Origin of the sequence: Chlorogloeopsis sp. ULAP01 (assembly GCF_030381805.1) — a bacterium.
Classification (GTDB): Bacteria; Cyanobacteriota; Cyanobacteriia; order Cyanobacteriales; family Nostocaceae; genus Chlorogloeopsis.
The window spans coordinates 407830-426168 of record NZ_JAUDRH010000002.1 but is presented as its reverse complement, the minus strand read 5'-3'; the positions used below and the strand labels follow the sequence as shown (position 1 = coordinate 426168).

The following is an 18339-nucleotide window of genomic DNA, read 5'->3' as shown; positions in this document are numbered from 1 at the left end:
AACAATGATTAATCAATCTGTTTGCTTCAGGAAAGTTTCAGTATTAGTTTTGGCAATCAGCGTCGCTGCTTGTGGCGGACAAAATAACAGTGCCACTGATGCAGCCGTCTCTAGAGTCGGACAACTGGATTTTGGCGTAAATATGCGATTAACTGGATCTGGTGCCTCTTTCCCAGCACCACTTTACCAGACTTGGTTTCAAAGCTTAAATAGACAAAATAAAAATCTGCAGATTAGTTATCAGTCAACAGGTAGCGGCGCTGGAGTTGAACAATTTACACAAGGCATCGTAGATTTTGGTGCCAGTGACGTGGCAATGACAGATAAAGAACTCCAAAAGGTGCCGCAGAACAGGGGCGTACTGATGTTACCCATGACCGCCGGTAAAATTGTGTTGGGTTATAATCTGCCAGGTGTTGAGCAATTAAAGCTATCACGGCAAAATTATACTGATATCTTCCTTGGCAAGATCAAGACTTGGAATGACCCAAAACTTGCTGCCACAAACCCTGGCATTAACCTCCCCAACCAACCAATCACACCAGTGTCTCGTTCAGATGGTAGCGGTACCACAGGCGTATTCACAAAGCACCTTAGTGCAATTAGCCCGGAATGGAACAGCAAAGTTGGTGAAGGTAAAACCGTTAATTGGCCTACAGGAGTAGGTGCCAAGGGCAACGAAGGTGTTACCGCCCAAGTTCTGCAAACTCAAGGTGCGATTGGTTACGTAGAGTATGGCTACGCCAAACAAAACAATCTTAAATTTGCTGTTTTGGAAAATAAATCAGGTAATTTTGTTGAAGCTAACGAGCAATCAGGAGCCAAAACCTTAGAGGCAGTAACTCTACCAGCTAATCTCCGCGCTTTTATTGAAGATCCACAAGGAGCTGATTCTTATCCGATTGTTACCTATAGCTGGATGTTAATGAATAAAAAATATTCCAATCCAGCAAAAGCAAAAGCAATCGAAGCGATGATTGAATATGGCTTAACTGAAGGTCAGAAGATAGCCCCCGAATTAGGATACGTTCCTCTGCCCCAGAACGTAGCTCAAAAAGTGGTAGCAGCAGCAGATGGAATTAGTCCAGATTTCCAAATCGCAGTCGGTACAAGCAATGAACCCAGCGCCAGCAAATAGCCGATCGCATCAATAAAGCTAAATAGAAGTAGGAGTTTTGCAATCATGAGCGCACAAGAACTTGTTGCTACTGCTAAAGCTATGGTTGCTCCTGGTAAAGGGATCTTGGCGATGGATGAGAGCAACGGTACCTGCAACAAACGTTTTGAGGCACTGGGTATCGCACCGACACAAGAAAATCGCCGGGCTTATCGGGAGCTAATCTTAACGGCTCCAGGATTGGGTGAATACATCAGCGGAGTTATTCTCTATGACGAGACAATCCGTCAAGCCAAAAAAGATGGAACTTCGTTTGTAAAAGTAATCACTGATGCCGGAATTATTCCTGGTATTAAAGTTGACACTGGCGCCAAAGACTTAGCAAATCATCCCCAAGAAAAGGTGACTGAAGGACTAGACGGACTGCGATCGCGTATTGCCGAATACTATGAGATGGGTGCGCGTTTTGCTAAATGGCGTGCTGTCATCACTATCAGTAAGAAGATTCCGAGTCGCGGTTGTATTGAGGCGAATGCACACGCCTTGGCACGCTATGCAGCACTTTGTCAAGAAGGAGGACTTGTACCGATTGTTGAGCCGGAAGTCTTGATGGATGGCGATCACACAATTGAGCGTTGCTACGAGGTTACAGAAGAAGTTCTGCATACTGTCTTCAATCAACTGTATGTGCAGCGGGTTGTTTTAGAACAAATGATCCTTAAACCCAGCATGGTAATTTCTGGTAAGGATTGCCCCAAGCAAGCTAATGTTGTCGAAGTGGCACAAGCTACTGTGGATTGTTTGTTGAGAGCGGTGCCTGCTGCTGTACAGGGTGTGGCATTTCTCTCCGGTGGTCAGAGCAATGAAGTAGCATCTGCACACTTGCATGAGATGAATGCTCGCTTCAGTTCGATTCTACCCTGGCCAGTGACATTCTCTTACGCTCGTGCGATCCAGCAGCCGGCACTGGAGTTGTGGAAAGGGGATAACGCTAATGTGCAGACAGCGCAAAAAGCTTTACTGCATAGAGCTAAGTGCAACAGCGCTGCTAGAAATGGCAAGTATAGCCCGGAAATGGAAAAATTAGCAGAACCAGCGATCGCTGGTTTTAGAGGTTCAAAGTCACCATTGTCTAGCCAGGACTAAGTATTTTGTAAACACAGAAGTCCCAAACTGACTAGTAGAGAATAAAAAATGACTTCTTTAAATATCTCAACAAATATTCGTACATTTGCTACTACTCCTTTCTCTGACCAAAAGCCTGGAACCTCTGGGCTGCGTAAAGCAGTTAGTGTTTTTCAACAACCTCATTACTTAGAAAACTTTATCCAATCTATCTTCGATACACTAGGAGACTTGCAAGGACAGACTTTAATTTTGGGTGGTGATGGTCGTTATTACAATCGCCAAGCCATTCAAACCATTCTCAAAATGGCAGCAGCAAATGGAATGGGCAGAATTAAAGTCGGTCAAAGGGGAATTTTGTCCACTCCTGCAACTTCCTGTATTATTCGCAAGTATCAAGCAATGGGTGGCATTATTTTATCTGCCAGCCATAATCCGGGTGGTATCAAAGGAGATTTTGGTGTAAAGTACAACATCGAAAATGGAGGCCCTGCACCAGAAAAAATTACAGAGGCCATCTATGCCCGCAGCAAAACAATAGCTCGATATCAAATCCTAGATGCGCCAGATGTGGATCTGGAAAATTTAGGTGAATCTCGACTGGGAGAAATGGTAGTAGAAGTCATTGACTCCGTACAGGATTATGAAAAGTTAATGGAGTCACTATTTGACTTTGCTCACATTCACCAACTTTTAACATCTAGAAACTTCCGAATCTGCATAGATTCAATGCACGCCGTGACTGGGCCATATGCTCATGCTTTATTTGAGCGGCGTTTAGGCGCACTCACAGGCAGCGTGCGTAACGGTAAACCTTTAGAAGACTTTGGAGGCGGACATCCCGATCCGAATTTGGTGTATGCCCATGAATTAGTTGATCTCCTTTATGGAGAAAATGCACCTGACTTTGGTGCTGCTTCTGATGGGGATGGCGATCGCAACATGATTTTGGGGCGCAAGTTTTTTGTTTCTCCTAGCGACAGCCTAGCAATCTTAGCTGCCAACGCTACTTTAGTTCCAGGATATCAAGCTGGTCTAGCAGGAGTGGCACGCTCGATGCCCACCAGTCAAGCTGTAGACCGAGTAGCAGCGCAACTTGGCATTGACTGCTACGAAACACCTACTGGCTGGAAATTCTTTGGTAATTTATTAGACGCAGGTAAAGCTACTGTTTGCGGTGAAGAAAGTTTTGGTACTGGCTCCAACCATATTCGAGAAAAAGACGGACTGTGGGCGGTACTGTTTTGGCTGAATATCTTGGCAGTGCGGCAACAATCTGTAGAGGAGATTGTCCGGGAACACTGGCAGAACTATGGACGCAACTACTATTCTCGCCACGATTACGAAGAAGTAGATGTCGAGCGAGCCAATGCTTTAATGGAGCGACTGCGATCGCAAATACCAAATCTGAAAGGAAAACAGTTTGGTAAGTATGAGGCTGAGTATAGCGATGACTTTAGCTACACTGACCCAGTAGATGGAAGTATTAGTCAAAAACAAGGTATTCGGATTGGATTTACTGATGGCTCCCGTATAGTCTTTCGTTTATCTGGTACTGGTACCCACGGTGCAACTGTGCGAATTTATCTGGAATATTACGAGCCGGATGCTGCCAAACAAAACTTAGAACCCCAGCAAGCCCTAGTAAATTTAATTGCGATCGCTGATGAAATAGCTCAGATTCGCACCTTAACAGGTAGAGACAAGCCAACTGTGATTACCTAATTGCTTCTCACAGCTAATGGTAAATAAAAACTTACATAAAATTTAAAATCGAGGAACACATGAACCCACCAGTAGAAACTTTACAGCAGACAATCAAGGTAGAAGACGATCGCACTGGTTTAAGTTTAGAAACCCTGAAGCGAGCAATAGCTGATAATCTTTTTTACATCCAAGGTAAATATCCTGCCATTGCGACTAAGAATGATTTTTACATGGCACTGGCATATACAGTACGCGATCGTCTTCTGCAACGCTGGCTCAACACTACTGAAACTTACTTAAAAAGTAAAGTAAAAGTAGTTTGCTATCTCTCCGCAGAATTCCTGATGGGGCCACACTTAAGTAACAACTTGGTAAACTTAGGAATTTACGAGCAAGTGCGTAGAGCAGTTGAGGAATCCGGTTTAGATTTTGTCGAATTACGCGAACAGGAAGAAGAACCGGGCTTGGGTAACGGAGGCTTAGGGCGTCTTGCTGCCTGTTATATGGACTCGCTTGCTAGCTTAGAAATTCCAGCGATCGGCTACGGTATTCGCTACGAATTTGGTATTTTCGATCAAGAAATTCGCGATGGTTGGCAAATTGAAATCACCGATAAATGGCTACGCTATGGCAACCCCTGGGAGATTGAGCGTCCAGAAGCAAGTATAGATGTAAAATTTGGCGGTTATACCCAAGCCTATAACGACGAGAAAGGTCACTATCGAGTTCGTTGGATTCCCGATATAATTGTCAAGGGTGTTCCTTACGATACACCAATCCTTGGATATAAAGTCAATACTGCCAATACTTTACGTTTATGGAAAGCTGAAGCTCCCGAATCATTTGAATTTGAGGCGTTTAATGTTGGCGACTACTATGGTGCAGTCAACGAAAAAGTGGTTGCAGAAAATATTACTAAAGTTCTCTATCCCAATGATGAGCCAATTCAAGGTAAACAACTACGTCTGCAACAACAGTACTTTTTTGTTTCTTGTTCCCTGCAAGATATGATCCGCTTGCACTTGCAGAGACAGGATAGTTTAGATAACTTCCACGAGTCGTTTGCAGTCCAACTCAATGACACCCACCCTGCTATTGGTGTTGCTGAATTAATGCGGTTGTTGGTGGATGAGCATCAAATGGATTGGGATCGAGCTTGGCAGATTACCCAAAATACTTTTGCTTATACCAACCATACCTTATTACCTGAAGCTCTAGAAAAGTGGCCTCTAAGCCTATTTGGTAGACTTCTACCCAGGCATCTACAAATTATCTATGAAATCAATCAACGTTTCCTCGGTCAAGTTCGGGCTAAATATCCCGACGATCACCAGCGCATTGCCAGACTCTCACTGATTGATGAAAGTGGCGAAAAGTATATCCGTATGGCACACTTAGCTAGTGTTGGGTCTCATGCCATCAATGGTGTTGCTGCACTGCACACAAAGTTACTTCAGCAGGATGTGCTTCGGGATTTTTATGAATTGTGGCCTGAAAAGTTCAGTAATAAGACTAATGGTGTGACACCACGCCGCTGGATAGTAGTGAGTAATCCTAAACTGGCTGAACTAATTAATCGCAAAATCGGGACAAACTGGATAAAACATCTAGAGGAACTAAAGCAACTAGAAGCTTTTGTTGAGGATGCTGAGTTTAGGCAACAATGGCGACAGATTAAGCAGGACATTAAGCGCGATTTGGCAGAGTACGTCAAGAAAAATCATGCAATTGACATCAATCCTCAATCGCTGTTTGATGTTCAGGTAAAGCGCATTCACGAGTACAAGCGTCAACACCTGAACGCGCTGTATATTATCACGCTCTACAATCAGATTAAGCAAAATCCTAATATTGACGTTGTACCTCGCACCTTCATCTTTGGTGGTAAAGCAGCTCCTGGCTATTTCATGGCCAAGTTGATTATTAAACTCATCAACTCCGTAGCTCAGGTAGTTAATAACGATCCTGATGTACGCGATCGCCTCAAGGTGGTTTTCCTGCCAGACTATAATGTTAGGTTTGGTCAGCGAGTCTATCCCGCTGCTGATTTGTCGGAGCAAATCTCTACTGCTGGTAAAGAAGCCTCTGGCACTGGCAACATGAAATTCTCTATGAATGGAGCATTGACAATTGGCACGCTTGATGGCGCCAATATCGAAATTCGCGAAGAGGTGGGAGCTGAGAATTTCTTCTTGTTTGGATTGACAACACCAGAGGTATATGCATTGAAAGCCAAAGGCTACAACCCTTGGGATTACTATCATGCCAATTCGCAACTAAAAACAGTAATTGATTTGATTAGTTCAGGATTTTTCTCTCATGGCGATACGAGTTTATTCCGACCGTTGGTAGATTCGTTACTTTATCATGATCAGTATATGCTGTTTGCCGATTACCAGTCTTATGTAGACTGTCAGGAGCAGGTAAATCAAGCTTACCGCGACGAGGAAAAATGGACACGAATGTCAATTCTCAATGCTGTACGGATGGGTAAGTTCTCTTCTGATCGTGCAATTCGGGAATATTGCCAAGAAATTTGGAACGCCCAGCCAGTTAATGTAGAAATGCAAGAGTACGTACAACCAAAACCGGACATGGGAAAAGAAGCACAATCTGTGGCTTCTCAAGCTTCTCAAGCGTGGTTAGGAGCTAAGGTCTAGTCAGTATAAGGCAGGAGGCAGAAGAAAATTAGGACAAGGAGACAAGGAGTTGAGGGAGGTGAGGAAGCAATCAGAGTAAATTCTTCCCCATCTTCCCTATCTTCCCCATCTCCTCCATCTTCCCCTCTCCTTGTCCTCTTCTATACGCAGTTCATGAAGGCTACTTGTTCACTGATTTTAATAATTAACCTATGAGCCTAAAATTATACCTATTACGACACGGGGAAACAATTTACAGTCGCACAGGTGGTTATTGCGGTGTACTAGATCCGGATTTAACCCCAGAAGGACATTTGATGGCTCAGGCGTTTGCCGAGACTTATAGCAAACTACCCTGGGAAGCTATTTATGTCAGTCCAATGAAACGCACGATCGCCACTGCCAAGCCGTTGTGTGATGCGATCGGGATGGAAATGCAACTGCGGGATGGGCTAAAAGAAATTAACTACGGTCAGTGGGAAGACAAAACCGTAGATTATGTAAAAGAACACTACAGGGATGATTATGTTCGGTGGTTGACTGAACCTGCTTGGAACCCTCCAACTGATGGAGAAACTGCCGTCCAAATTGCCAGCCGCTCTTCAGTAGTTATTGCTGAAATAGAAGAAAAATATACCACAGGCAATGTTTTAGTGGTGTCGCACAAAGCAACTTTGCGGATTATTCTATGTGGATTGTTGGGTATAGATTTAGGACGATACCGCGATCGCATTAATGCTTTGGCTGCCTCTGTTAGTGTTGTTAAGTTTGATCATCATGGCCCATTATTAGAAGTGTTGGGCGATCGCTATTACTTGCCGGAAGAACTACGTGCCTTAACAGGAACTTAGAGCTAGGCGTTGTCCTTGGTAAACAAAATGAATATCTTAGTTTTAAATGCAGGCTCAAGCAGTCAAAAAAGCTGCCTGTATGCACTTAGGCATGATGTACTACCATCACAACCACCTGAACCTCTTTGGGAAGCACAGATTGACTGGACGCATCAGCAAGGTGTGGCAGAACTCAAGGTAAAAACAGCTACTGGAGTTGTGCTCAAAGATGAGCTACCCTCTGTTTCGCGGGTTAATTCAACCTTAAAGATGCTCGAAACACTGTGGAGTGGCAAAACACAGGTATTAGAAAAACCGCAGGCAATTAATATTGTCGGGCATCGAGTCGTGCATGGAGGACAAAAGTTTCGCTCCAGTACGCTAGTGACTCCTCAAGTGAAAGCTGCGATCGCTGACTTAACCGATTTAGCCCCTGCTCACAATCCTGCTAACTTGGAAGGAATGGAAGTAGTTGAACAAATTCTCGGCACTGAATTACCCCAAGTTGCAGTTTTTGACACCGCATTTCACACACAAATGCCTCTTGCTGCGGTTGTCTATCCTGGGCCGTATGAATGGCTAGAAAAAGGTATCCGACGCTACGGGTTTCACGGGATTAGTCACCAGTACTGTGCTCAACGAGCAGCACAAATTTTAGGGCGAGAACTGAAGCACCTGCGCCTAATCACCTGTCACTTGGGTAACGGTTGTTCTCTTGCTGCTATCCGTAATGGCTACAGTGTAGATACCACAATGGGGTTTACGCCTCTTGAGGGTTTGATGATGGGTAGTCGCTCTGGCTCCGTTGATCCTGGTATTTTAATTTACCTGATGCGGCAGAATAATTACACTGCTGACGAGTTGGATAGGTTATTGAATAAAGCCTCTGGTTTGCAGGGAATATCGGGTATATCTGCGGATATGCGGCAAATTATGACGGCTCTAGTTGAAGGTAATTCACGCGCCCGATTAGCGCTTGAAATCTACGTTCATCGTCTCCGCTCTGGTATTGGTGCAATGCTTGCCAGTTTGGGAGGGTTAGATGCCTTAATTTTTACCGCAGGAATTGGAGAGAATTCTTCGGAGATTCGGGCTGCTGCCTGTGAAAGTTTTGAATTTCTGGGATTGCAACTCGATCCCCAAAAAAATACACGTTCACCTGAAGATAGAGATATTGCCACAGCTAATTCAAAAGTGAGAATTTTGGTGATTCATACCCAAGAAGACTGGGCGATCGCTCAAGAATGTTGGCATTTATTGTGTAGTAATTGAGTGGTGTAAATTTCAGAGCAATGATTCAGAATAGCTATATAAAATTCATGTCAATTACTGAAGAATCGTTTAAAGATTTTACGCTACCCTGCTACTAACTCTAAATTAAGAATCGAAAATGACAAACAAAGATGAGTTTCTGTATACATACCGTCCTTATCATGGTGAAGTTAAACCAGAGAATCTAGCATTCAATGCAAATTTACAAGAATTTGCACAGCGAATTAGCTATATTTGCAGTCTAGAAACCAACGGCAAAATAGATTCGGATCAGGCATATCAACAAATCAAAGACATTTGGAAAGGATTAAAACGCTCCAAAGAACAGCTAGGAATTAGCAAAGATCAAGAACGCCCTCCTGAGGAATGATAGATTCTTAGCTGATTTGGAAAGCAGCAAGAAAGTTTTTATCGTCTATTGGATTCACGATTTAGATTTTCTGTGTCAACCAAGCTAGGATACTGTCTTTACTCTCTGTCAAGCCCTTGTATATCAGTGATTTTGATGTCATTGACTGAATAGCAGAAACTAACTTTGAGCGCAACTGTGGATCTTGTTTGATTGCACCACAATCTCGAAAGTAAGTACGGATACTAAACAGCGCTGCCTGATATTCTGGTAGCCCCCAAACGACTTGGCGTTCAATTCGTAAATAGAGCCGAGGATTGTAAGGATCAAAGTTTCTACCTTGCCACTGCTGAATTGGTATATTCGTTGGCGGTTTGGGGTGATGGTTAAGGCGAGTATCTGTACTCAAACCCCAAGCAAAGCGCACCATTGGTTTGTGAGCAATCATTGTGTTGACGATCGCATCTGCCCGCCGATTAATTTTTTCCATCCCTGCCACAGGTGTATGTATGGCATTGAAATCTTTACCAATTTTATCTTCAGCAGACCAGTGGTTGGGATAGCAAAGATGAACTGCACTCAGCCAGTTCCTACCATCAGCAGCACGACAGATGACTGTCAAATCTTCCTGTATTTGTGTAGCAAGAGCATCAAGGATTGAGACATAAGGTGGAAAGACAGGTTTTCCATTTGTTTGAAAAGACAGTAACTGCCAATTTCCATCTAGGTAGAAAGTTTCTGCACTCAGGCGGCTATGAAATGTAATCTTGTCACTAGCTTGCTGTTCGACTTGAAAATGATGGGGATGTTCTTTGGTAAGGCGATGAATCATTAAACGAGCGATCGCACTGGCTACATCAGTGGAATAATTGCAAGTCTGGTAGTATTTGCTCAAACATTCGGCACGAGCAGACAACTTCAGTTCACGATAATCAGCAAAATTATCATCAATTTGAAATACTTGGCGATCGGTAATACCGTTACCTAAGTCAAAGCCAAAAGGCATCAAACCTGGTTTAACTTCATAGCGTCCGTTATCAAGCGGAAAATAGGAAGCACAGTTGCTAGATGCTTCTGTTGTTGGTACTTCCTGCCATACATTATCTAAGGAAGAGGTTTGGATACAAGTCTTGTACATAATTAACTTGGCAATGGTGAGTTACCCATCACAAGTAAGTAGACATAAATTAATTCTTGGTTGAGTTAAAGAAGTTAGGTTTAAAGCTTCAATAATTAATTAGCTAATTTCTTTAGATTATCTCAGCACTTAAATACCAATATATAGTAATTAACCTAGATAAAGTTTTATATTCTTACAACTAATTTTATCTATTTTTGATGACATTTATGAAAATTATAGGAATCCGGTTTGATGACTGAAAAAATGAAGTATTTATAGGGGAGGCAATTTGCTGTGTAGATTTTCTGATCGCAAAACTGCCGTTGTGTTATGACTTTAGTCTAACGCACCCAACTCTTGAAAACGGTACGTTAAGCCCTGCGATCACACACCCTATGTGTTTTTCAAAAATCAAAGATGAGTCCTATAGTTGCTTTAGTAATAGACTATTTTTGAACAATATATATTAATAAAAATCTATTAATCTTGCTTATTGCAGATTTACTTATATCTTTAGATAGATGTTAGGTAATTGACTTCCACTGCTCAATAATATGGCTGATTGAAGATAGGGACTAGAGGAAAGAGATTTTCATTACCTCATTGTGTGATTTATTACATGAACGTCTGAGTTGAAAATAGAATTGGGGGTGCTTTGTTGTGAAATTTTAGATTGTAGGTATCTGTTTTGAAAACAGAGCTAGAAAATGATTTTTATAATTTTTGTATAATACATCACACAAAATTTGATTCTGACATGACTCTTATCTCATGAGATATGACAGAAATCTTAACTGGTATTGGCTTTGGTTGAAATAACGATGGAGCGATCGCAGCAGTTAAAGTTTTAATTTCTTCACCTTAAGTACAGGCGGTTCCAGCGAAATTATGAGCCTGGATAAAAACCGCGATGAGTTGATCTATAAAATTTATTACTTGTATAACTAATTACTAACTTTTCTGTTTGACGTGAAGTATATTGTATGACTAATCTCTAAAGGTGTGTAATTATGATGTTTTTATTTCTTTATATAGAGTATTCTCTAAAGAGAAAAAAGAAATAATTACTAGGCTTTGTAAATCAGCAATATTTCATCTATCAAAGCTTTAGAACAATTAAACCACCACCTAAAAGCTTATCTATATTGGCTTGTGTGGGAGGAGTGGTAACAGCGATCGCCACTGATAGTCGATTAGTCTCAACATAATTTCTGGTACTTCCGTTGTGCAAAAAATTGACATATTAACATCCCAATTTACCTCCCCAGTTCAAGAAACTGAAGCAATTGCCAGGCTTGATGCTCAATCCTTAGCTTGGCGCGGTACACCGATTAGCCCTAGCCAAATTAAAATTGCCAAAACTCCCTATACTGCCCCTGGCGTAGGAACGTTAACACCAGAAGAAATAGCGATCGCTCATCAAGCTTGGTTATATTTTGAGCGCAACTGGAACAATGAAACAGGCTTAACTAATTCTATTGATGGATTAAGTTCTGTAACGATTTGGGATCAAGCAGTGGCTATTGCTGCATTAGTGAGTGCAAAAGAACTCAATATCCTGTCTGCATCAGAGTTTGAAATCAAAATCAGCAAGACTTTGCAAACTCTAGCAACGCTACCTTTGTACAAACAAGAACTACCCAACAAGATTTATAATACAAAAACTCTCATACCCATTAATTATGGTCAACTAGAAAAACGTGAAGAAATTGGTTGGTCAGCTTTAGATTTGGGAAGGATGGGAATTTGGCTAAAAATTGTCGGAGCAAAATATCCCCAACTGCAAGCGCAGACAGAAGCTGTTTGGAAGCATTGGCGAGTTAAACGTCTCACCAAAAATGGACAAATGTATGGTACCAGCGTAGTCCAGAATAAAGAAGAATATAACCAACAAGGTCGTTTAGGTTATGAGAATTACGCTGCCTATGGTCTAAAATTGTGGGATCTATATGTTAACCAAGCCTTGGATTATCAATCCCACACTGCCTTTGTCAATATTTACGGGCAGGGAGTTCCCTATGATCGGCGCAACTACAAAAATTCAGGAGCTAATAACTACGTTCTCAGCGAACCCTATATCTTGGATGGCATTGAAACAGGTTTTCAAGCTTTGCCTAAAGCTTACGCAGACAGGGTTCTAGCTGCTCAAGAAGCTCGCTATCAGGCAACAAAACAATTAACTGCTGTTACCGAAGACTATTTAGATCGTCCTCCCTACTTTGTTTACAATAGCTTGTTTGTGAACGAAGAAACCTGGGCTACCATCACAGATAGTGGACAAAAATACAATCATTTACGGTTTCTCAGTGCTAAGACAGCTATCGGTTGGCACGTGCTTTACAATACTGCTTACACCCGTCAGTTATGGGACTTTGTTCAAGTAAATCTTAAGTCTGGTAATGGCTGGTACAACGGCTTCTACGAATCTCTGCATCAGCCGAACAAAGCTCTCACCGCTAACAATAACGGTGTGATTCTGGAAAGTCTACTCTATAAACAAGTTGGCAAACCACTAACGGTGTGGGCAGGAGTACATACAGCTTATTATTCTGGCTAAATATTTATGCGTAGGTACTTGTATACCGCCATGCTAGGGCAAAGTGGCACAGTGATTACGCATCAACAACATGGCAAGTTTAGCCAGTGGTTTCATGCCCCTAGCATTAGGTTGGCTAGCATAGTACTATGAGTTACAGCAAACGATGTGGTTGTTTCTGACTGCACCGATGATCTTGTTAATTGGGTTAGTTTGAAAGAAATTTTTGATTTTTGAATTTTGCGATCGCTTCATTATTCGCAACTTAAAATTCTGTGTCTGCTCCAAATTAGATCATAATTATTCGCAAAAAGAGAGATAATAATTGTATGGTGAAAAGTGAGGAAGTTGTTTGTAAATAGCAACTATACCGGAGGTGCATATGAGCCGTCTTTTATACGAGCATTCCTTGTCATACAAAGGATATCTCATCATTCCCTTTGTTTTTGGCAAAGCGAATAATTACGACATTTATTCGTATAAATTATTATCAGAAATTGGTTATCAAAGCCACTTTCATAAAGCAGAAAATCCAGTAGGAATCTGTGGCAGCAGCATCAGTAATATCCTTGAGATAGCCAAAGAACATCTTGACAATAACCTAGAATTCACCAGTAAAGGTGATTATTTTCAACATCGCTACGTATATCGCAATAATTTAATTATTGTGTATCAAGAAAGTGGTAAATATTTTTACGATCATTATCCTCCAGACTCATTGAATAATATCGCAGCACCCAAAATCTTCACATCAGAATTTGAATGTTTAAATTGGATCAAGCAAGGACTTAATGGATTGCATGTGCGGCGTAGTTAGATAGTAGCTAACCAAGTTAATTGCTCGTGCGATCGCCCTCAGGTAAATACCTATTTTTTTATGCCCTCCACCTGCATAACGCAGGTGGTTTTGATGATTTGTAAATAAATTATGGTAACCAAAAATCAGGCAAGATAGATTTGCCGACATGACGTGCAGCACGATTTACAGTTCTTGCTAACTGAATATGAGGTTCATCTACTTCCACTGGTAAAATATTAGCTAATTGTCCTTTCCCTAAAAAGGAAATTGTTAAATTTGCTGCTTCCAAACCTGTAACATAGGCTTTTTCTTGCGACCAAGAACCGTGACGATTAATAATCCAATCACCACTCATAAACACATTTTTCAAACAAGTTCTTGCTGGCAACATATAGCGATAGCTGCCAGGAGCAAAGTGAGTTACTGCTTGTGGTAAACGAATGACACTGCTGTCAATTACTTTTGCTGTTTGGAATTGGGGTATACAATGTGCTAAATAACGTTGTACAATCGGCACAATTTCTTTGTCTTCTAAAGAAATAAATTGGTTAGCGTGATAAAAATCAACTTCAACAACTGTTCCTGGTTCATTTTTATATTCATCATGTAATGCATTTAAATCAAAAAATGTCCATCCGGTAGTTTCATCAAAGCCAAAACAAGCATTAGAAGGACGAGGAATATTAATTTTGCGGTCAAACCACAAACGAGTTGCTAAAACATCAATCGCTCCTAAATTACTTACATTGCGGAATTGTTCGCGACTTTGAAGATTGACACTACTGGAAATAATTTTCTTCATGCCAGTGATGCCAACAGCAAAAATTACTGCATCAGCTTCAAACACTTCATCACCGCAAACCACTCCTGTTGCCTGATTATTACTATCAACAATGACATCAGTAACTCGTTTGTTGGCGAGTAATTTTCCCCCTGCTTTTTCAATGCGTTCTACCCAAGGGCGAAAGATTCTTTCGCCGATAGTGCCGCGACACCACACTACATCAAAATCGGGTTGATGCGCCAGAATAAAGAAATACAGCATTCCCAAAGTTGCGGCAGCAGAACATTGTTCGCCTGGAGCAAATAAACCAACTAATAGCATTGGTTCAAAAGATTCTCGGTAAAGACGTGCAGACACACTAAAATCTTTGAACAATTCACGGGCAGTCACAAAATCGTAACGCCGCCAAGCTTCATCGGAATTATCAAAATCAACTACGGCATAAAGTAAAGGTAAGGCACTCAGGCGATCAATTAATGGTAGTCGTTTGAAATACGTATAAACAAAAGTACCTAAAGGAGTCGGCAGACGCGGTAAATCTTGAAAAATCGGAGACTCAACCTCCAAACCAACGGGTGAATATTGTGAAGAACGAGTCCAATTGGTAAAAGGGTTAATTCCTAATTCATTAATTAGAGAAAAAATATTTTTGTAAGGATACCAAAAGCCGTGAATGCCTGCTTCCACAGCACGCCCTCCTGATGTTCTCCAACCAGCTACTAGCCCACCAGGATAAGAGCCTGCTTCGAGCAGTGTCACATCGTAACCTTGTTTTGCCAAGTGGTAGGTTGCGCCTAAACCAGCCCAACCTGCACCAACAACAACAACTTTTTTACGCTGTGACGATTCTGCCATTGTAGTCTCCGATTTTTTAGTCTACTCAAAAATTTATAAATAACAAGGTTGGTAATTAAGTAAGTCAGAAAAATTCAATAGATGTGAATAAATATAAATTAGCCTACGGCTAACGCACCTGAAATTCTGGATGGTGCGTTGCCCTGCGCGACAACACACCCTACATAGATATTTCTTAACTTAGTTTACTAGTTCCCAATCCCTAACTTCTGCATTCTTTTATTGGGTTTTTACTGTCACGATTGCTGACATTCCGGGAGTGATTCGGGATTCATAACCTTGAATGCTATTAGGATCGAACACAATTTTGATGGGGATTTCTTGCATCTCATTATTTCCAATGGCACTAGCTGGAAGACGTTCCTCGGAAGAAATATCTTCTGGAGGAAAGGCAAACATACTAGAAGTTGGGTACATACTATCTACCTTGCCTTGGAACGTCCGACTGTGGAAGGCGGGAATTTTTATGTTCACATTTTGCCCAGGCTGTATTTTTTCTAACTGTGTTTCTTGAAAATTAGCAATAATCCAAGGATTGGGCTGCACTATGGTGAAAAGAGTTTGTCCTGGTTCTACCCTCTGCCCAACTTGAATGTTTTTGTTACCGATTTTTCCATCAACTAAGGCAGTGATTTGAGTATAAGATAGCTGGAGTTCAGCTTTTTTCAGATCCGCTTGCTTTTGAGCGATCGCCGCCTGCGCTGTTTTATACTGTTGCTCGTTTAGCTCTCTTTGCTGCCTGATGACTTGTAACTGCGAGAGATTATTTTTGTTTGTTTGAGTGTTTTTATTTGCTGGATTTTGTGGACGTGGCTCTGATAATTGTAGGAAAACAGGATTATTTGCGGCATTTTTGATTTTTTCTTGTGCCAAATTCGCTTGCTGTTTGGCTAATTCTAAGGATGCTTTTGCCTGAGCCAAAGATATTTGATAGTCACGGGGATCGAGTTTTACCAATACCGTGCCAGGAGATACAAATTGGTTATCACTGACTGCTACTTCGGTAACTACCCCTGATATTCGAGATGTGACGGGATGAATATCTGCTGTGACGTAGGCATGGCCAGTTTGTAAATTGTTTTGGGTGTACTGCCAACGACGGTAAGCGTAAATTCCTGAAGCGATCGCTCCTACACCTAATAAGACTCCCAATCCCACTACAGGTAGCAAACGCTTAGAAAATGGCGAAACTCTTTTTGTGGTGCTACTACCGGAATCACTAACAGTGATAGCTGTCATCACCTCTTGCTCCAAAACTGGAGTTTTTTGTTCCTCCAATCCTGCGACTTGCTGGGTGTTTTGTGAAGAATTTAGGCGTTCCATCGCGATCTTCTTTTAGGCATCGATTGAGGATTTCTGGGGTAAAACGGATGACTGAATAAATTTGATTAATTATTTACCAGTAGTAATTCCTATTTGTCCCCTGTTTTTATTCAACTACAGATCATCCACCAATTTTTACCTTAGTCATTAAGTTATTTTGAAGAACGACACTCTAAATTCTGAATTCAAGAAAATTAAAGCAGCTTTAAGCCATACTGCGATTACGCCAAACGTGCCAAAGCTAAGTCGCGAATCAGTGGAACTCTAGAACTCAAATAAGCACTGATTGTGTTAGTTTCTTCACTAGTAAGCCATGTTTTGTTTCTAAGCTGCCACAGTAACTGTTGAACAAGTTCTGCATCAGGAAATTGAACAAGAGTACTAGTCTGAGTTTCCTCAACTACAGTCCATAGCAGACGTAATGTAGAAGCGTTCACAGTATGTACCTCCACTGCAACTGCTGGTCATTTGGATCTCAGCATTGAAGTTCTACTGAAACCTAAAAAAAATCTTAAATCGATTCATTTTAGATTTCCTTAATATTTACAAAGGTTTATAAGAATTTAGTAATTTAGATAGGAATCTAAATATAACTTCAACTAGCCGCAGTGAGGAGTTCTGTATATGGGGGAATAGGTTATTCTCAGCAAAACCTATTTGGTGTTGGTGCTAAAGTAAGGGCGGCAGTTTTTGCCCTGACTGTGGAGATAAGTATGCAACCCAAATGGCTAGAATGGGCGAGACAACTACAAGCGATCGCTCAAAATGGTTTAACTTTTTCTGAAAATGCTTTTGATATTGAACGCTTTAAAGCAATACAAGCGATCGCTGCGGAAATCATGGTTACCCACACCAACGCCGAACTTAGTTATATCCTTGATTTGTTTGCTCGCGATGTTGGATATGCGACTCCTAAGGTAGATGTACGGGGTGCAGTGTTTCGCGATGAGCAAATCTTGCTTGTGAAGGAACGATCTGACGGTTGTTGGACTTTACCTGGTGGATGGGCTGATATAGGTTCCTCGCCCAGTGAAGCAGTTGTCAAAGAAATTTATGAAGAATCCGGTTACCTAGCCCGTGCGATCAAACTTGTTGCTGTCTATGACAGAGATAGACAAGGACATCCACCTTTTCCACATTACATCTACAAGCTATTTTTTCAGTGCGAATTGCTTGGTGGTTTCCCATCTCCCAGTATTGAGACAGAAGCTGTGGGATTTTTTCCTGAGGATGAAATTCCCGAATTGTCTGTTGGGCGTGTCACAGCAGCGCAAATTACCAGACTTTTTGAGCATTATCGCCATCCAGAGTTATCGACTGATTTTGATTAAGCTGAGTGTAAATAATTAGAATGCCTTAACATGAAAAAACAAAATCATCATGGAAAGAAGCGATCGCCTCACAATAATTTTGGATTTTGGATTGCTAATCTTTAACTTCCCAACTGTTTCACGTAGATAGAACAACATTATTTATCATTTATCCTAAATTTGGCGTTAATCTACCTTGCTCTTTTGACGTTCGTAAACAAGCCTCAATTCTTCTTGATGCTGCCAAGCCCAATCTGCCAAAGCTGCTATAGGTTCAATCAACTTTTCACCAAATGGAGTGAGATTATATTCCACTTTTGGTGGCACAACTGCATACACAGTTCGTTCAATAATACCTGCGGCTTCCAACCTTCTTAGGGTTTGTGTCAGCATTTTCTTGGAAACTCCAGGAATTTGACGCTGAAAATCACTGTATCGACTGGTACCAGAAGACAAAATATACAACACTGGTGGCGTCCACTTATCTCCTACCAAATCGAGCATTCGCCGCATCGGGCAATCTGGGCTAAGAAGGGGTTTTCGGTCATTTTTGGGAACCATGAGGTAACTATA

Annotated in this window: 16 protein-coding genes; 10 read left to right on the top strand and 6 right to left on the bottom strand. The window is 41.5% G+C overall.

Annotation, left to right across the window (positions count from 1 at the left end):
- Positions 1-4: 4 nt before the first annotated feature.
- From pstS to QUB80_RS05490, 7 genes are all read left to right on the top strand, one after another.
- Positions 5-1138, top strand: a complete 1134-nt coding sequence (gene pstS / locus QUB80_RS05520) for a phosphate ABC transporter substrate-binding protein PstS (RefSeq protein ID WP_289788481.1) — start codon at positions 5-7, stop codon at positions 1136-1138.
- 45 nt (positions 1139-1183) lie between these two features.
- Positions 1184-2263 (top strand): class I fructose-bisphosphate aldolase, encoded by a 1080-nt coding sequence (locus tag QUB80_RS05515; RefSeq protein WP_289788480.1) that lies wholly within the window; start codon positions 1184-1186, stop codon positions 2261-2263.
- 48 nt (positions 2264-2311) lie between these two features.
- Positions 2312-3967 (top strand): alpha-D-glucose phosphate-specific phosphoglucomutase, encoded by a 1656-nt coding sequence (locus tag QUB80_RS05510; protein ID WP_289788479.1) that lies wholly within the window; start codon positions 2312-2314, stop codon positions 3965-3967.
- A 59-nt stretch (positions 3968-4026) separates the two neighbouring features.
- The gene (locus QUB80_RS05505; protein ID WP_289788478.1) at positions 4027-6609 is read left to right on the top strand and encodes a glycogen/starch/alpha-glucan phosphorylase; all 2583 of its coding nucleotides are present in this window, start codon (positions 4027-4029) and stop codon (positions 6607-6609) included.
- A gap of 191 nt (positions 6610-6800) precedes the next feature.
- Positions 6801-7439, top strand: coding sequence for a histidine phosphatase family protein (locus tag QUB80_RS05500; protein WP_289788477.1), 639 nt, complete (start codon positions 6801-6803; stop codon positions 7437-7439).
- 27 nt (positions 7440-7466) lie between these two features.
- Positions 7467-8690: an acetate kinase gene (locus QUB80_RS05495; protein WP_289788476.1), complete on the top strand. Its 1224-nt coding sequence runs from the start codon at positions 7467-7469 to the stop codon at positions 8688-8690.
- A gap of 118 nt (positions 8691-8808) precedes the next feature.
- Positions 8809-9060, top strand: coding sequence for a DUF7219 family protein (locus QUB80_RS05490; RefSeq protein WP_289788475.1), 252 nt, complete (start codon positions 8809-8811; stop codon positions 9058-9060).
- A 61-nt stretch (positions 9061-9121) separates the two neighbouring features.
- Here QUB80_RS05490 and QUB80_RS05485 read toward each other — a convergent pair whose 3' ends face one another.
- A complete protein-coding gene (locus tag QUB80_RS05485; RefSeq protein WP_289788474.1) occupies positions 9122-10177 on the bottom strand; it encodes a heme-dependent oxidative N-demethylase family protein in 1056 nt (351 codons plus the stop codon).
- A 1081-nt stretch (positions 10178-11258) separates the two neighbouring features.
- On the bottom strand, positions 11259-11390 hold the full coding sequence (locus QUB80_RS05480) for a hypothetical protein (RefSeq protein WP_289788473.1): 132 nt from the start codon (positions 11388-11390) through the stop codon (positions 11259-11261).
- Here QUB80_RS05480 and QUB80_RS05475 point away from each other — a divergent pair.
- Both QUB80_RS05475 and QUB80_RS05470 read left to right on the top strand, forming a co-directional pair.
- The gene (locus tag QUB80_RS05475) at positions 11385-12716 is read left to right on the top strand and encodes a DUF3131 domain-containing protein (protein WP_289788472.1); all 1332 of its coding nucleotides are present in this window, start codon (positions 11385-11387) and stop codon (positions 12714-12716) included. The two genes, QUB80_RS05480 and QUB80_RS05475, sit on opposite strands and share 6 nt — an antisense overlap.
- 361 nt (positions 12717-13077) lie before the next feature.
- Positions 13078-13512, top strand: a complete 435-nt coding sequence (locus QUB80_RS05470) for a hypothetical protein (RefSeq protein ID WP_289788471.1) — start codon at positions 13078-13080, stop codon at positions 13510-13512.
- A 109-nt stretch (positions 13513-13621) separates the two neighbouring features.
- On the opposite strand, the gene QUB80_RS05465 is transcribed toward QUB80_RS05470, so the two are convergent.
- The 3 genes from QUB80_RS05465 to QUB80_RS05455 all read right to left on the bottom strand — a co-directional run bounded on the left by QUB80_RS05465 (position 13622) and on the right by QUB80_RS05455 (position 16893).
- Complete coding sequence (locus QUB80_RS05465; protein ID WP_289788470.1) at positions 13622-15133, bottom strand: hydroxysqualene dehydroxylase; 1512 nt, start codon at positions 15131-15133, stop codon at positions 13622-13624.
- A gap of 219 nt (positions 15134-15352) precedes the next feature.
- Positions 15353-16456 (bottom strand): HlyD family secretion protein, encoded by a 1104-nt coding sequence (locus QUB80_RS05460; RefSeq protein WP_289788469.1) that lies wholly within the window; start codon positions 16454-16456, stop codon positions 15353-15355.
- Between the two features lie 221 nt (positions 16457-16677).
- Entirely contained in the window at positions 16678-16893 is a 216-nt protein-coding gene (locus QUB80_RS05455) for a hypothetical protein (RefSeq protein WP_289788468.1), read from the bottom strand.
- 276 nt (positions 16894-17169) lie between these two features.
- Between QUB80_RS05455 and QUB80_RS05450 the strand changes: the two genes are divergently transcribed.
- Positions 17170-17787, top strand: coding sequence for an NUDIX hydrolase (locus QUB80_RS05450; protein WP_289788646.1), 618 nt, complete (start codon positions 17170-17172; stop codon positions 17785-17787).
- A gap of 165 nt (positions 17788-17952) precedes the next feature.
- Here QUB80_RS05450 and QUB80_RS05445 read toward each other — a convergent pair whose 3' ends face one another.
- Positions 17953-18327, bottom strand: a complete 375-nt coding sequence (locus QUB80_RS05445) for a winged helix-turn-helix transcriptional regulator (protein ID WP_289788467.1) — start codon at positions 18325-18327, stop codon at positions 17953-17955.
- Between the last annotated feature and the right edge of the window lie 12 nt (positions 18328-18339).

Bases quoted from the DNA above. Each gene is read 5' to 3' on its own strand.
- pstS (WP_289788481.1), top strand. From the start codon at position 5: ATGATTAATCAATCTGTTTGCTTCAGGAAAGTTTCAGTATTAGTTTTG.
- QUB80_RS05515 (WP_289788480.1), top strand. From the start codon at position 1,184: ATGAGCGCACAAGAACTTGTTGCTACTGCTAAAGCTATGGTTGCTCCT.
- QUB80_RS05510 (WP_289788479.1), top strand. From the start codon at position 2,312: ATGACTTCTTTAAATATCTCAACAAATATTCGTACATTTGCTACTACT.
- QUB80_RS05505 (WP_289788478.1), top strand. From the start codon at position 4,027: ATGAACCCACCAGTAGAAACTTTACAGCAGACAATCAAGGTAGAAGAC.
- QUB80_RS05500 (WP_289788477.1), top strand. From the start codon at position 6,801: ATGAGCCTAAAATTATACCTATTACGACACGGGGAAACAATTTACAGT.
- QUB80_RS05495 (WP_289788476.1), top strand. From the start codon at position 7,467: ATGAATATCTTAGTTTTAAATGCAGGCTCAAGCAGTCAAAAAAGCTGC.
- QUB80_RS05490 (WP_289788475.1), top strand. From the start codon at position 8,809: ATGACAAACAAAGATGAGTTTCTGTATACATACCGTCCTTATCATGGT.
- QUB80_RS05485 (WP_289788474.1), bottom strand. From the start codon at position 10,177: ATGTACAAGACTTGTATCCAAACCTCTTCCTTAGATAATGTATGGCAG.
- QUB80_RS05470 (WP_289788471.1), top strand. From the start codon at position 13,078: ATGAGCCGTCTTTTATACGAGCATTCCTTGTCATACAAAGGATATCTC.
- QUB80_RS05465 (WP_289788470.1), bottom strand. From the start codon at position 15,133: ATGGCAGAATCGTCACAGCGTAAAAAAGTTGTTGTTGTTGGTGCAGGT.
- QUB80_RS05460 (WP_289788469.1), bottom strand. From the start codon at position 16,456: ATGGAACGCCTAAATTCTTCACAAAACACCCAGCAAGTCGCAGGATTG.
- QUB80_RS05450 (WP_289788646.1), top strand. From the start codon at position 17,170: ATGCAACCCAAATGGCTAGAATGGGCGAGACAACTACAAGCGATCGCT.
- QUB80_RS05445 (WP_289788467.1), bottom strand. From the start codon at position 18,327: ATGGTTCCCAAAAATGACCGAAAACCCCTTCTTAGCCCAGATTGCCCG.